9 protein-coding genes are annotated in these 15,441 nt (G+C 45.1%); all 9 read right to left on the bottom strand.

Annotated features, from left to right (window positions below):
- Nucleotides 1-2: 2 nt before the first annotated feature.
- The 9 genes from ABLT31_RS13470 to ABLT31_RS13430 all read right to left on the bottom strand — a co-directional run bounded on the left by ABLT31_RS13470 (nucleotide 3) and on the right by ABLT31_RS13430 (nucleotide 15,313).
- Nucleotides 3-1,157 carry a glycosyltransferase family 4 protein gene (locus tag ABLT31_RS13470; protein ID WP_367752307.1) on the bottom strand — a complete coding sequence of 385 codons (1,155 nt, stop codon included), beginning with the start codon at nucleotides 1,155-1,157 and terminating at the stop codon, nucleotides 3-5.
- Complete coding sequence (locus tag ABLT31_RS13465; RefSeq protein WP_367752304.1) at nucleotides 1,154-2,248, bottom strand: hypothetical protein; 1,095 nt, start codon at nucleotides 2,246-2,248, stop codon at nucleotides 1,154-1,156. Before ABLT31_RS13465 ends, ABLT31_RS13470 begins: the two co-directional genes overlap by 4 nt.
- Nucleotides 2,249-2,386: 138 nt before the next feature.
- Nucleotides 2,387-3,535: a glycosyltransferase gene (locus ABLT31_RS13460; RefSeq protein ID WP_367752302.1), complete on the bottom strand. Its 1,149-nt coding sequence runs from the start codon at nucleotides 3,533-3,535 to the stop codon at nucleotides 2,387-2,389.
- Nucleotides 3,532-4,473: an NAD-dependent epimerase/dehydratase family protein gene (locus tag ABLT31_RS13455; RefSeq protein WP_367752300.1), complete on the bottom strand. Its 942-nt coding sequence runs from the start codon at nucleotides 4,471-4,473 to the stop codon at nucleotides 3,532-3,534. The genes ABLT31_RS13460 and ABLT31_RS13455 overlap by 4 nt, the downstream gene beginning before the upstream one ends.
- The gene (locus tag ABLT31_RS13450; RefSeq protein ID WP_367752297.1) at nucleotides 4,470-5,297 is read right to left on the bottom strand and encodes a glycosyltransferase family 2 protein; all 828 of its coding nucleotides are present in this window, start codon (nucleotides 5,295-5,297) and stop codon (nucleotides 4,470-4,472) included. The genes ABLT31_RS13455 and ABLT31_RS13450 overlap by 4 nt, the downstream gene beginning before the upstream one ends.
- The gene (locus tag ABLT31_RS13445) at nucleotides 5,290-6,342 is read right to left on the bottom strand and encodes a glucose-1-phosphate thymidylyltransferase (protein WP_367752295.1); all 1,053 of its coding nucleotides are present in this window, start codon (nucleotides 6,340-6,342) and stop codon (nucleotides 5,290-5,292) included. Before ABLT31_RS13445 ends, ABLT31_RS13450 begins: the two co-directional genes overlap by 8 nt.
- Nucleotides 6,343-6,601: 259 nt before the next feature.
- On the bottom strand, nucleotides 6,602-13,540 hold the full coding sequence (locus tag ABLT31_RS13440; RefSeq protein ID WP_367752293.1) for a WIAG-tail domain: 6,939 nt from the start codon (nucleotides 13,538-13,540) through the stop codon (nucleotides 6,602-6,604).
- Between the two features lie 189 nt (nucleotides 13,541-13,729).
- Nucleotides 13,730-14,887, bottom strand: coding sequence for a glycosyltransferase family 4 protein (locus ABLT31_RS13435; RefSeq protein ID WP_367752291.1), 1,158 nt, complete (start codon nucleotides 14,885-14,887; stop codon nucleotides 13,730-13,732).
- A gap of 114 nt (nucleotides 14,888-15,001) precedes the next feature.
- A complete protein-coding gene (locus ABLT31_RS13430; RefSeq protein WP_367752289.1) occupies nucleotides 15,002-15,313 on the bottom strand; it encodes a MerR family transcriptional regulator in 312 nt (103 codons plus the stop codon).
- Nucleotides 15,314-15,441: the final 128 nt, after the last annotated feature.

The raw sequence follows: 15,441 nt of genomic DNA, 5'->3' as shown, positions 1-15,441 counted from the left end.
TTTCACCCTTCCTGATAGACTTTCTCTATGTTCTGCGCGGAAATCTCCCATGTAAAATGGCGGCTGATTTTTTTCCTTGCCCTGCAGCTAATTCTCTCTCTCAACTCTTGGTTTCCCATGATTTTCTTCAGATGGGCAATGAGATCTGAGGTGTTAAAGCGTGGCGGAAGAAGCAATCCTTCTTTCTTGTGTTCAATGATTTCAGGAATGGCCCCTTTCCTTGTCGTGATGATGGGTAGACCGCACGAAGCAGCTTCTCCAATCACAAGGCCGAAAGGCTCCTCCCAGCGGAAAGGAGAGACAAATACATCGGACATTTGATAATATGGGGGAAGTTCGTCTGGGGGAATATAACCTATGAAACGGACACTTTCGCCCATTTCCTTCGCCTGTTTTCGAACAAGCCTCTCATAGAGATTCATCTGGTCTGAGCCAAATTTAGATGCCCCTATGACAAGAAGCTTTAGCTGCTTCCTTTTTACCTTTTTCATCGCTCGAATGATTTCCAGCAGTCCTTTTTCTCTCACAATCCTCCCAACGTAAAGCATGACAATATCCTTTTCGTTGAAACCGTATTGGTTCCTTAGCACTTTACGGATATGATCCTCCTCTCCGGGAGGAGAGAATTTTTCCGTATCGATCCCGTTATGAATAACCGTCAGTTTTTGATTCGAGATCTTGATCCCTTTCACTGCCCGCTCCTTAAGATATTGGCTCACAAATACCACTCGGGAGCACGCATCGATGACTTTTTTTCGTTTCCTTAAGGGAATAGCAGCAAGGTGGTTATTATGCATGTGGAGGATGATCGATGAATCTTTTCTTGCCGAGTGGATCGGCAGGACAAATTCGGGACGGTTGTGCACGTGAATCAGGCAGGCAGGAATGTCTTTTACTATTTTGGCGACGAGGCGAATATATTCTGCCCGGACCTGCTTCTTGCCCTTTAAAGCTGGTACGTCAATCCTTCTATAACAGGTATGGTCAAGACTCTCTTCTGGTTCCTGCCCGCTTCCTCTGGGGCAGATGATGGTCAGTTCGTAGTCCCTTAATCTTTTGGACTGCTCATATATGACCGTTTGTACGCCTCCTCCCTCTTCTGGAGGAAGCGGCAGCGTCTCAGGAGCAATAATGACGATAGAACGCTTATCCTTCATTGGCATTCCTTCTTTTTAGCATGGAAATAAAAGGGAGTTAAGGAGAGAAGCTCTTTCTTTCTTTTCTTTAATTCTGTGCGAGGAATTTCCATGAGTTTCATCATAATTTTAGCTGCCACTTCTGCTCCGTTGGCGGGGATGGCCTTAAAGCTTTTCTCAAATATCTCTTTATTGGCCATTGCCTTTTCTATTTTTTTCTCTAGTTCATCGGGTTTCTTGACGATCCCGATATCACTTTTCAAGATTCTTCTCAAGATCTGAATTTTTTGCTTCCGCTCGGGATTATCAGCCGGCAGCATGAGAATGGGAGTTTGAGTAGAAATGCAGTCACCGAGTATTCCCATGCCCGGCTTGGTAATGACTAAATCTGCCGCTTGAACAAGATCTTTTCCATTGGGAAACAGCGGGGCCTGGATGACCTTCTTGCTGAAAGGAAAATCTTCGTCCTTAAGCTGTCCAGCGACAACAAATTGATATTTATACGCTAGTTTATCTACTTGTCGGTACCATTTTTTTATTTGCTTGTAGCGATGCTTGCCTAAGCCTGATCCCATCTGTACGAGGATGAATGGCTCCCCTTCCTTCAAGCCAAGCTTCGCTTTGACCTCCTTGGGGGATTGGGTCGCGTCCCGCGTGATGTTTGGGATTGGGATATAAAGACATTCCATATCTGAGAGCTTTTTTCTGGGTGGAGTGACGTTTATGTGCAGAAATACATCGGTCTTATTGGCCACTTGCCGAATATGCCTTTTAAAGTCACGCATTGGCTTCGGTTCGTTTTTTTTCATATCGAAACGGCTATGATAGAGAGAAACCGTGACGGGACCGATGCGATTATGGGATCCCCCGGTCGATTCCGCTACCTCAGGGCGCCAATCATGGATCAGAACCCGATCTTTGGCGGCTTCTAGAATATTTCCCGTTTGATATTCCTTTAACTTGCATTCCTGAGGCAGGTTGTTCTTCAGATAGTCGTGGGTTTCAGGGAATGCATGGACCTGCAAACATTGATCTTTTTCGCTGAGACATTTCATGATGCTAATACACCTTCCCATATGTCCCATTCCTCTGCCAACAATAAAAGAAATCACCTTGGACTCCCCTTTCCCTTCGACGGGATCGTTAGTTTACTGCTACTATATTCCACAATCACCTACAAGGCGTGGGGATCAACCTAGGAATTGGGAAAATGGGAGAATGCCCTGCAAAAACAATAGGGACAGCTCCAGCTATCCCCTTACCTTTCTAGCCATTCTTCTTCTTTTTACTTTGGACCGACGGGCCCTTACTCTTCCTTGCGGTATGATTTCATTAATGACAGCTTCCAGCTTTCTGATTTGCTTATGAACGTTATGTTCTTCTTCTACCATTTCCCTGCCTTTCGCTATTATGTCTGACCAATCCTCCTGATTTTTTAAGGCCTTGAGCATCATGCCCCCTAACTGGTGGGGAGCGTTTTCCTGCACGAGGTATCCGGTTATTTCATGTTTGACTAGTTCAGGAATTCCTGCATGCTTGGTCGCGATGACTAGTCTGCCGGTGGCCATGGCTTCCATTATGACATTAGGAATCCCTTCTTCATTGCCATCTGAGGCGATCCTTGATGCGAGGACGAACAGATTGCATTCTTTCATTTCTTCCTGGACCTTCTCGTGGTTTTGTCTGCCCAACAGTTCTACATGCCTCTCGAGGCCTAATGACCAAATCATGGATTCGAGTCTGGGCCTTTCCTCCCCATCCCCGATAATGACTAACTTCGCTCTAGGGTAGACAGATGCTACGCGGGTAAAGGCTAATACGAGATCATCCATCCCCTTTTTTTCTGTTAGCCGCCCGACACTCAATATGCGAATGTTTCCTTGCTCGATTGACAACTTTGGGCAGAATGGGAACTTTTTCAAATCAATTCCTGACTTAATAATTGCAATCTTCTCAGCCGGACATCCTAGGTCGATCAGCTTGTTTTTCATATGTTCACATACGACTGTGAATCTTTCTCCCTCCGCAAATAAAGCAGGCAACGCTTCACGGTAATCCGGTCGCTTGTTCAGCTGGCGCGACACATCGGATCCGTGAAAAGAGGTGAGCATGGGTAAGCGGGCCGCACGCTTTAGCGGCAGCATTTCTACCCCGCCCATTCCAAAGCGGGCATAGATGACCCGAATCCCTCTCCTCCTTAGTACGATCGCCTTGTCTCGAAAATCCTGCAGGAAGTAAATATGCTCATGAGGGAAATGCCGTTTGGCATCAGGAAGGATTTCCTTGCAAAGAACATAAGGCTTATATTCCTGGAGGTGCTTGATTTGCTCATAAATGAATGTTTCGCTTATTGGCAAATACCGTTCACGGTAAACCACGATAGGTTTCCGAATACTCATCCATAAAGTTCCTTTACATAGGCAATTTCCGCTTTAAAGCCTTCCTCCAGGGAAATTTTTGGGGCATAGCCTAGCAGGGCTTTGGCTTTCTCAATATTTGCCCATGTATGGGCCGGATCGCCAGCTTGCTTTTGCACATAATTGATCTTAGGCGTCACTCCCATAAGCTTTCCCAGGAGTTCAATGACGTCCTTTAGGACTATGCGAGATTTCCCCCCAATGTTGAATGCTTCGCCTGATCCAGGATAGTTCATAGCCAGTAAATTAGCCTCGATGACATCATCGATATAAGTAAAGTCACGCGACTGTGTCCCATCCCCATAGACCTGAATCGGGTTTCCGAACTGCAAGCTATGGATAAATTTATGAAAAGCCATATCTGGCCTCTGACCCGGTCCGTAAACCGTAAAGTAGCGTAGCGAAACGGTAGGAATCCCATAATTATCGGCATAAAGGTGGCACAGCTGCTCACCAGCCAGCTTCGTTACTCCATAGGGGGAAAGAGGCCGTGGGATGAGAGTTTCCGGAGTGCTGCCATGTGTGGAGCCATATATGGAAGAGGAGGAGGCATAAATGAACTTTTTCACGGGGTTTCTCTTCACCGCTTCCAACAGAACCTGAGTAGCCATAATATTGTTCAGTACGTACGTATCAAAGCTTTTTCCCCAGCTCGTGCGCACCCCCGGCATCGCTGCCTGGTGAAAGATATAGTCCGTACCCTGCAGAAGGCTGCCCCAATCCAGATGGGTAATGTGGTCCATTAAGAATGTAAAATTCTCATGGTTTAAGAACTTCTCTAGATTTTTTTCTTTGATTTTCCGATCATAATTATCCGTAAAACAGTCGATGCCCACCACTTCAAACTCCTCATCTAGTAGCCGCTTGCTTAATGAAGAGCCGATAAAGCCAGCACATCCGGTTACGACTGCTTTTTTCACTGTGCATCACCTACCTGTACGTTTGACTGTTTTTTATTGATAATCAGCCGCTTGACAATGAGCAGTCCCCCACGGTAACCGAAAACCGGTGAATATTGATTGCCCCAGCTGCGTAAGGAGTGGTTTACTAAGTCCTTGCGCAGCTGATTTCGGATTCGGAAGGCTTCCTTGTTAGTTAATTGTTGGCGATGCTTGATCCGGTTATATAAAGTTTTGTTGATCCAATGAACAGGGTGCCTCTCGATCAGCTTCATAACCATACGGCGGTCTTCCATGAAACGGCCATCATATTCATCATTCGTTTCCCAAGCGCCAGCATTTCGTACAGCTTCCGTCCGGTAACAACGCGGGTGAAGCATATAAGTCATATAGCAAAGGAATTGGTATTTCGTATGGAATTGCCTGTGACGTACTGTCTTGAATTGCTTCAGCCTTCCGTTTTTCTGCTCAACCCACATGCGGACATTTCCGTAGTAAAGAGCAGCTTGGGGATTTCGTTTCATAGCTTTGGAAAATTGCCTCAGGGCATCTCGATCCAGCCAATCATCGGAGTCAAGCTGCACAAAAGCCTCTGTATCCACTTCCTCTAGTGCACGGTTCATTACGTGGGAAATGCCCACGTTTTTGTCAAGAGCAATAAAGCGGATGCGATTGTCCTTCAGATAAGGTTCAATCCTCTTCTCCGTATCGTCAGTAGAGGCATCATCGACGATGAGCAGCTTCCAGTTCTTATAGGTTTGGGAGAGAACGCTTCGGATGGCCCGTTCAATAAATTCAGCACGGTTGTAGGAGGGGATTACAACAGTAAGCTTTGCTTTAGTCACTGGAATCCCCCTGGTCCCGTTTCATATTTATCTTTGTTTTATCTCCCAGATAAAAATGATGATACGTCTTTGCATCATCCCCTGACCCTATCAGATGGGCCTCCCGTCCAAACACACTTTTTGAAATAGGATATTGCAAGTCGCGGATAACGGCCTTCTCAAGCAAGATACTGTGATCGATCCGGCAATTTTCAATCGTTCCCTGATCCTGGATAGAGACGTAAGGCCCAATAACACAATTCCTTAGCACACAGTTTTCACCGATCATCACAGGGCCTACCAGCGTACAGTTTTCCACCACCGTATGCTTGCCAAGAATAATCTGGTCATCAAGCTCCTTTTCCATCATCCATTGGTTGGCTTCCAGCCATCGCTCTACGGTACCGACATCAGAATATAACTTCCTTGTAATGGTATAGGTGATGGAATGTCCTTGATCAATCATCCATTGAATCGCGTCTGTAATTTCAAATTCCCCGCGTGCTGAAGGACGAATGCTGTTTACCGCGGTGAATATAAGGGGATCAAAGAGATAGGCTCCAATGACAGCCAAATTGCTCTTCGGCTTTTGGGGTTTTTCCTCCAACCCGATGATATCGGTTCCCTTAATCTCCGCAATTCCGAATTCTTGTGGATTGGGTACTGGAGATAAGAGAATGGCTCCATTGTTTTCGTCTCGCTGAAAAGACTCAATAAGGGTCCCAAGATCCTCTGCTATAAGGTTATCTCCCAGAAGAAGAATGAACGGTTCCCCATTAATAAATTCCTCTGCCTGTTTAACCGCATGGGATATTCCTTTCTGCTCCACTTGGTGAATATACGATACGCTAACCCCATAGCGCTCCCCATTGCCGATGAGTTTAGGAATCGAATCTTGAGTGGGATGAATGACAATGCCTATCTCCCTAATCCCATTTTTCAGCAAGTTTTCAAGGCAATACTGCAAAACAGGCTTATTTGCGACCGGCAAAAGGGTTTTGGGCTGCGAATAGGAGAAGGGCTGAAGTCGCGTTCCCTTTCCCGCGCACAAGATCAATCCTTTCATCATGACCACTCCTAAGGAATGTTAATTTCATCTCCTCCATCTCAATGAAAATAACCAGTGTCTTCGATCGTTATGGTTTCAGGACTTTTATCTAGTAACACAGTCTATGAATGGGGCAATATCTTGGACACGGCATAAGTCTATTGCATCTGAGACTTGAGGAAAATAGGCCAGAAAAAAGGCGTCTCAAAAGTTGAATTTAACTTTTGGACACCCTTTTCTAGATCACATTGTTTAAGCCTCAGTATGCTTGCAAGTACTATTCATCTTGCTTTTTCTTCGTTCTTTTCCTTTTCTTCTTTGTCTCTGATTCTGCTTCTATCTCACTTTCTTTAGCCGTATCGCTTGCTTGAACTTCCATCGGGTATTTCACTGTTTGTTCTATGAACTCCCCTTTCTCTCCAATCGCAATCCAGGATATGAACCCGTGCAGCTCACCTTGAATATTCCTTCTAATCACGGTTACCGCAGCCGAACGATCCGTTTGTTCCTTTAGGACAGCATAGCAATCTGGGTGATTAGCCATGGCAACAACAACGTATTTTCCAGTGACATAAGGTTGCTCAAATTCGATTAATACATCATCGGATTCTTCCTCACCCGTAAACTGGAATCCACACACTCCAAATTGCTGGCACGTGTTTTGGGCACTTGCTATCGTCTGCACCGGAATAAAAGATAGCTTTTCGCTAGGGATTGAACCCGCTGGAATATGATGAGGTTGAATCGTATCGGGGGCAATTTTTTGAGAAGTAACAGCCTTGTTCTGAAGATGATCTTCACCGATACTTTGTTTGGCCAGATGCCCAGAGCTGATCGACTCGCTCTGCAGATGCAGGCCTGCAATGCTCTTATCTCGCAGCTGCAAAGAACCGATGATCTTGGATTTCAGATGTCGGGCTTCAATTGCTCGCTCCTGAATGTGTTCCCCACTGATGCTTTCCTTGGCTACTTTATCCCCAGTGACGGATTCTTCAGCGAGTTTGCCTGTCGTCACACTCTCGTCGCGCAGTTTGGCCGTGGAAATAACATCATTCTGCAAATGATCTTCCGTTATGCTATGCTTCTCTAGATGTTCAGAGCATACGGATTCCTCGGTAAGATGGCGGCTTTCGATGGTTTCATTCTTCAGGTGCACCCCGCCAACCGCTTCCTTGGCGAGTTTTTCCTCTGTCACGGATTGGGCACCAAGCTTTTCTGCTGTAATGCATTTATCCTGAAGGTTGGCTGTGGAAATGATATTTTCCTGCAGATGATCTTCCGTGATACTTTGTTTGATCAGGTGGTCGGATCCTATCGACTCAGTCGTCAGATGTCGACTGTTTATAGCTCCTATTTGTAGATGCTCCGAGCCAATCGCTTCCTTGGCGATCTTTTCTGCTGTGACGGATTCTATAGCCAGCTTTTCTGCTGTCACGCTGCAATCCTGCAACTTCTCCGTAGAAATGACATTTCCTTGGATGTGATCTTCCGCGATACTCTGTTTAGTCAGATGCTCTGAAGTTACGGAACCATGCGTTAGGTGGTGCCTTTCTATCGCCGCTTCCTGTAAATGTTCTCCACTAATAGCTTTCTTGGCTAGCTTTTCTCCTGTGACAGATTCTGCCGCGAGATGGTGCCTTGCAATAGCTTCATTCTGCAAATGCTCCCCGCCAATGGCTTCCTTTGCAATCTTTTCAGCTGTGACGGACTCAGTCCCGAGCTTCTCTTCAGTCACGCTTTTATCCTGTAATTTATCCGTGGAAATGACATTTTCCTGCAGATGACCTTCTGTGATACTTTGATTGATCAGATGGTCAGATCCTATCGATTTAGTGCTAAGATGACAGCCTTCAATAATTCCGATCTGCAGATGATCTCCGCCTATGGCTTCCTTGGCTATCTTTTCTCCGGTGAGAGATTCTGCGGCTAGCTTTTCTGCCGTTACACTATAATCCTGTAACTTCTCCGTGGAAATCACACTAGCTTGCAGGTGGTCTTCCGCAATACTCTGTTTTGTCAGATGCTCTGACGTTACAGATCCAGACGTCAGGTGACGGCTTTCCACTGCCGCTTCCTGCAGATGCACCCCACTGATAGCTTCCCTGGCTACCTTTTCTCCTGTAACAGATTCGTCGGCGAGTTTGCTTGTAGTCACACTTTCATCGCGCAGTTTCGCTGAAGAAATGACATCATTTTGTAGGTGATCTTCCGTAATGCTGTTCTTCTCTATATGTTCAGAGCATACGGATCCCTCTGTCAGATGGCGGCTTTCGATGGTTTCATCTTGCAAATGCTCTCCGCCAAAGCTTCCCTTGGCCAGCTTTTCTGGCGTTACACAATAATCCTGCAACTTCTCCGTGGAAATCACATTAGCTTGCAGGTGCTCTTCCGTAATACTCTGTTTGGTCACATGCTCTGCTGTTATAGAATCAAACGTTAGGTGACGGCTTTCCACCACTGCTTCCTGCAGATGTTCTCCACTAATGGCTCCTCTAGCTACTTTGTCTCCTGTAACAGATTCTACAGCGAGTTTGTCATTGGTCACACTCTCATTGCGCAGCTTCGCTGCAGAGATAATTTCATTTAGTAAGTGCTCTTCGGTAATGCTTTGCTTTACGACATGTTTAGAACCTACAGCCTCTGCCGTGAGATGGCGGCTTTCGATTATTTCATCTTTGAGATGTTCCACGCCAATGGTACCCTTGGCGAGCTTTTCTCCTGTAACAGATTCTTCGGCCAGCTTTTCTGACGTTACGCTATGATCCTGCAACTTCTCTGTGGAAATGATATTTTCTTGGAGATGGCCTTCGACGATACTTTGTTTAGTCAGATGCTCAGATCCGACCGATTCTTCTCTGAGATGACGGCCTCCAATGATTCCTAGCTTCAGATGCTCCTCACCAATGGCTTCCTTAGCCAGCTTTTCTTCTGTGACGGATTCTGGGGCCAGCTTTTCTGCTGTTACGCTGTGATCCTGCAACTTCTCCGTAGAAATTACATTTTCTTGGAGATGTTCTTCTTTAATACTCCGTTTAGTCAGATGCTCTGCTGCTACAGAATCAAGCGCGAGGTGCCTGCGTTCCACCGCAGCTTCCTGCAGATGTTCTCCACCGATGGCTTCCCTAGCTACCTTCTCTCTTGTAACAGATTCTGCGGCGAGTTTTTCCGCAGTCACACCTTCATCCCGCAGTTTCTCTGAAGAAATGCTATCATTTTGTAAGTGTTCTTCCGTTATACTTTCCTTGCTTACATGTTCAGACAAGATGCTATTTTCTCTGAGATGAAGAGATCCGATCGTTTGCATCTGTATATGCCTAGCTTCTATAGATAAATCCTGCAAATGATCTGCCTGAATCGACCCAGCCTCTAACTTACTTCCAGTCACAGAACCGTCTCTTAGTTTTTCAGTTGTCACGCACTCATCCTGCAGCTTTTCAGACGAGATTGCATCTTCCTGCACATGGTCTTCCGAAATACTGTGCAAGTTTAGGTGTTTCGATTCGATGGAATTCGGTTGGATATGTTGGCTATGGACCGAACCTTCGCCTAATTTATTAGAAGTAACGCTTTGGTCCTGCAGCTTCGCCGAAGAAATGATTTTATCTTGGAGATGTTCTTCAACGATGCTATATTTGCCAAGATGACCGGAGGCAATGGATCTCATCAGCAAATGATGGCCTTGGATGGACTCAGCTTGAATGTGGGATCCGCTAATCGCACCTTTTGCAATCTTTTCTTCTGTTACAGATCCTTTGGCCAGCTTTTCTGAAGTAACACTCTCAGCGGTTAAATGCTTAGACTCTAAAATCTGATCCTGGAGATGTTCGCTGCTAATAGATTGTGGAATGAGATGGTCAGACGTCACACTGCCCTTTGTCAGATGATTGCACTGGATGGATTCATTCTGGATATGCTCAGCAGAAATGGAGGCTTTGGCAATTTTGTCTCCCGTAACGGCTTCGGAACGAAGCTTCTCGGTATTAATGCTCTCATTTTGAATCTTGGATTGGGAAATAGCGTTATCTTGCAGGTGCTGCTCCGAGATGGATTCTTTGGCGATATTTCTGCCGGTTACCGATTCTTCGTCTAATTTATCCGTTGTAACGGCCCGATTTCGAAGCTTGCTGGTACTAATGGCCGCGTCCTGAAGGTGATCTTCCGATACGGACCCCATCGCCAGTTTTGTCCCGGTTACCGAATAGTCGCTTAGTTTTTCCGTAACAACACTTTGATCCTGTAACTTAGTTTCCGTTACACTGCCATCCAATAGTTTTTCCGTAGTGACGCTGTTATTCCCCAGATGGTTTGAAACGATAGAACCTTGCTTTATGTGATGGCTTCCCACGGAGTCCTCAAGAATATGGCTTCCATTTACGGATTTGTCAGCAATTTTCTCCCCGGTTACTGCCTTGGCACCTAGCTTATCGGAGGTCACACTGTCATTTTGCAGCTTCTTGTTCGATACAGACTGATCTGCGAGATTTTCTTCCGTAACGATCTGCTGTCCCAGATGGTAGGTATCTACGGAACTCTTTTGCAGGTGTCCGCCATGTATCGCATTTTCTTTGATATATTTGCCCTCAAGAGGATCTAAATTTAACTTTTCTAATGTAACTGACCGATCGGCCAATTTCTCTGTCGTAATGCTTTCATCTCTGATCTTAGATGTGGAGATGGCACCATCTGCAAGGTGTTTCCCTGAAATAATTTCCGGTGACAGGTGATCGGCTTGGATGCTTTCATTCTTAATATGCTGAGAAGCGATGGCTCCTTCTTGGAGGTGTTCTCCTCCCACAGACCAATACTCCAGCTTTTCTGATGTCACGCTGTAATCCGCTAATTTGGCAGTTGTGACAGAGTGGTCGATTAGCTTCTCTGTCGATATCGATTCGGAGGAAATCTTAGGAGTTGTAATCGATTGGTCAGCGATTTTTTCCGTACTGACCGCCGATTCCGCGATATGCTGCTGTTGGATAGCTTTCGGTTGCAGGTGGGCAGAATGCACAGATTCAGTTCCGAGCTTCTTCGCGGTTACGCTGGAATCGGCCAGCTTTCTTTGGGTAACCGAACCATCGGCTAATTTTTCTGTCACGATGCTTTCATTAGCCACTTTATCCGTATTGATTGAATTTTCTGCAATGTGATGCCTTTGGACACTTCCATAGGCTAAATGCTGCGGCTGTACGGCTTGTTGTTGAAGATGATTCGCACTGATGGCATGATCAGCCAGCTTTTCTCCTGTAACGCTGCCGTCGGAAAGTTTGGAAGTGGTGATCGCATGGTTCGTTAGCTTTTCCGTCGTAACCGATTCTGGCGCGATTTTAGACGTGTGTACGGCTGACTCAGCCAAATGACTTGCATGAACGGATCCATTAGCCAAATGATGTTCCTGGATGGCCCCGGATTGAATGTGAAGGGAAGCCACTGATTTATTGGCCAGCTTTTCTGCCGTCACAGCGTTATCTGACAGCTTCGTTGAGGTAACCGACTGCTCCTTGATCTTCGCAGTGCCTACAGAAGCATCCGCAAGCTTTGCTTCTGTCACACTTTTTTCTGCCAATTTATCGGTTGTAACCGACTGATTTATCATTTTATCCGTAGATACGGAATCAGTGGCTAATTTAGGCTGAGTGATGGCTTCGTTGCTAATGTGGTGGGCTTTGATGGTTTCTTTTCCTAAATGCTGCTCCTGGATGATGCCTTCCTGGAGATGGTGGGACTGGATCGAACCCGTTGTGATTTTTTGAGAGGTAACACTGTGATCCGCTAGCTTTCGGGTTGTGATAGCTTGGTCGATGATCTTCTCCACGGATATCGACTCAGGAGCCAGCTTGGAGGTCGTGATGGCATGGTCATTGATTTGCTGCGTGCTGATAATTCCTTCAGACAGATGCTTTCGTTCGATGGCTTGTTCCAAAATGTGATTCGATGTAACTGACCTTTTGGCAAGCTTATGTTCATTGACGCTTGAATCGGCTAACTTCGAGGTGGTGATCGACTCATCCTTTACCTTTTCCGTAGTAATAGATTCATCGGCTAGTTTAGATGTTACCACTGCCTCTTCCGCGATTTTCGAAGTGAGAATGGATTGCTCTTTGATTTTTTCAGCAGTGACAGCTTCAGGTGCAAGCTTGGCGGAGACTACCGAGTCCTTTTCCAAATGAACGGAGCGGATAGCATCTGGCCGAATATGCTTCGATTCAATCGCCTGTTCCTGCAAATGCTTGGATTCTACTGCGTTATCCGCGATCTTTCCAGAAGTAACCGAACTATTTTTCAAATGAAACGAACTGACAGCATCTGCTGCGAGCTTTGCTGTATCAATCGCTTGATTCGCCAAGTGATCCGCTTGGATAGAGCCTTTCTTAATTTTGTCTCCTGTGATGCTTTGATCTTGGAGGAGTTCATTTGTAATAGACTGTTCATGAAGATGCTTGGTCTGAATCGATCCCTCGGCAATTTTCATGGAATCGATCGTTTTATCAGCTAGTTTGTCGGAGGTAATGCTGTTATTCATCAGCTTTTCCCCAGAGATGGAACGATCTTGAAGCTTTCTCCCGGAAATGGACTGATCCGCTAAATGCTCTTCTTCGATGGATCCCGATGCAATTTTACTGGACGTTACGCTTTGGTTTGCCAGCTTTGCGTTGCTTACCGCATAATCCTTTAAAGTATTGGAATCTATTGTTTCAGGCTTTATTCGGGAAGCATCAATGGACTTTCTGGCAATTTTCTCATTCGTTACCGCTTCATTATGAAGATCATCGGTGTAAATAATAGGTTCACTCAAGCCTTTTTTCCGATCTTTTAATATCAGGTTTTTATCGGGAGGGGCAATGGCTTGATTTTTCTTCTTTCTTGCCAGCTTATACTTCTTTTCCTTCCTCTGCAGCGGTTCGGTCTCAACTACATTCACTTCTTTTAGCGTTTCAATTTTTGATTCTTGCTCCTGAACCACAACTTCCTTCTTTTCTGATTCATCCTCCGTAACTTTAGGTACAACGGATACTGGACTATTAACGGTATCGTCCTTTTCCCGCGCTGGCTTATTTTCCACTTGTTTCGGTCCTTGATCTTCATTTAAATCTAGGAGCTGGAGAATATTGTCGTCATCAAGTTCCGATGGTTCTCTAAAACTTTTTCCAAGGTTTAGGATCAAAGGAGAACTCGACGCGTTTTTTTTGCGCGAATTGCCTCGGCGCTTTTGATTAGACATTTCCTTTTCATTCCTTTCCCTAGACTCGTGTACTCCCACTACACGTAATTTATGCATTTGCCTACAATATGTCACAAGATTTTACGGAAAATGGGCATGCGCACAAGCAAGTTAAAAAAGAAAGGGCTTCCTGTCCTCAATATGTAAGAATGTCCAGTATCTTTTCCACTGGACATTCAACACGCACGTTTAGTTAACACTTTTTCTATCTACCAGCTTTGAGAAAATTCTCGCATATCTTTTAGCCGTTTTAGACCAGGAAAACCGATATACATATTCCCAGCCTTTTTGTCCGTATTGCTCTCTCAATTCCTTTGATTCAATCAGCTTGACAAGGGAATCACGCAATTCGTTACGTTCTTTATCCAAAGAGACAATTAATCCGTTTTCCTCATGTTTAATGACCTCTGGAATGCCGCCGCGATCGGAAGCCACTACGGGTTTAGCGGAAGCCATCGCTTCCAGATTCACCCTCCCAAATGGTTCTTGCCATAAGGAGGGAATGACAACCACATCCGCAAGTTGATAAATATAAGGGATTTTATTTGGTTTCACGAAATTCGTAAGTTCAACATGGTTCCCCAGCGGCTTTGTTTTTTTCCGTATCTGTTTAACATAGGGCGTTACGACGTTTCTTCCATAACGCGAGGCTCCTGTTATGACAAGCTTGAGCTGCGGGTATTCCTTGATCAGCTCCGGCATCACATCAAGGACAAGATGGACGCCTTTGGCTTTGAGCAATCGCCCGACGAAGAGAATCGTTGTATTGTCGTCCTTAATGTGCAGCTTCTTTTTTAGCTTCGCAATTTTTTCTTCCTTCTTATGAGCTTTTTCAAACGGAGCAGCATCGATGCCTAAATGGACAGCGTAGGCTTTTCCTTTGAATTCCGGGTAGTTTTTGACATAATGATTTCTTAGATATTTACTATTCGTAATTAACCCATCCGCCTGAATGGCTGCTTTCTTCATATCCTCTTCACGAATATTTGGAGGGGAGGCAAACACAGCGGAGTGCATGTTCAGAACGACCGGAATATCCGCCATTTTCTCCTTAATCCACAAGACATAAAGCGGACGATTTTCAACCACCACAATATCTGGTTTTTCTTTTTTCATGTGTTCCATAATCCGATTCAGATATTGTTTCGAGTTGGAAAACGCAACACGATTATAATATAGGTTTCCTATTTTCTCTGATCGCGGATATTCCGGACAAGTTTTCGCATATACCGTAACTTCATGGTTCTTCTCCAACTGCTCTGCAACCATTTGGATGTCATGTTCCACACTGCTGCCTATAACGGGCGGTACAGAAAAGCTCCCTGGACTAATGATCGCAATCTTCATTTGGCCACACCCATTTCTAGTGCATTTTCCACAGTTTATGAGGAAACCAATGACATGGACACGGCATATGTCTATAGGTAGTTGAATCATACCGCCCATTCGCGGGTAAAAAGCTTACGGTCTTTGCGGCCTGTTTTTGTAGAAAGCTGCATTCAGCTGCCCCTGGATCATTTGGTTGCGATGCTTTTGCTCAAGCTGTTTCTTCTCCATCTTGCGAATTTCGAAAGTTTGATAACCATCCTCCATTTTATTGGCGATCTCAAAAAGGCGGTCTACATCATTAAAAGAATATTTGCGGGTACCACCCTTGCTTCGATCAGGAAAGATCAGCTGCCGTTCTTCATAATATCGTATTTGACGTTCAGACAATCCTGTTAATTCACTGACAACTCCGATTGTAATCACCTTTTTATCCTTATAAGACATTCTTCCCCCTCCTTATCTTAATCCCCTATCTCTTTATGTTATATTATATTACATCTTACATTAAAGTTTCTACAAGTTTTCCACATGAAGAGATTGTTTTCACGAAGTTACAGGAAAATGAAGAAAAA

This window comes from Ammoniphilus soli (assembly GCF_040813775.1).
This window is presented reverse-complemented; position numbering and strand designations above follow the sequence as displayed.

Excerpts from the sequence above, each read along its gene's own strand:
- ABLT31_RS13470 (WP_367752307.1), bottom strand. The coding sequence starts at position 1,157 with ATGAAGGATAAGCGTTCTATCGTCATTATTGCTCCTGAGACGCTGCCG.
- ABLT31_RS13430 (WP_367752289.1), bottom strand. The coding sequence starts at position 15,313 with ATGTCTTATAAGGATAAAAAGGTGATTACAATCGGAGTTGTCAGTGAA.
- ABLT31_RS13460 (WP_367752302.1), bottom strand. The coding sequence starts at position 3,535 with ATGAGTATTCGGAAACCTATCGTGGTTTACCGTGAACGGTATTTGCCA.
- ABLT31_RS13445 (WP_367752295.1), bottom strand. The coding sequence starts at position 6,342 with ATGAAAGGATTGATCTTGTGCGCGGGAAAGGGAACGCGACTTCAGCCC.
- ABLT31_RS13440 (WP_367752293.1), bottom strand. The coding sequence starts at position 13,540 with ATGTCTAATCAAAAGCGCCGAGGCAATTCGCGCAAAAAAAACGCGTCG.
- ABLT31_RS13435 (WP_367752291.1), bottom strand. The coding sequence starts at position 14,887 with ATGAAGATTGCGATCATTAGTCCAGGGAGCTTTTCTGTACCGCCCGTT.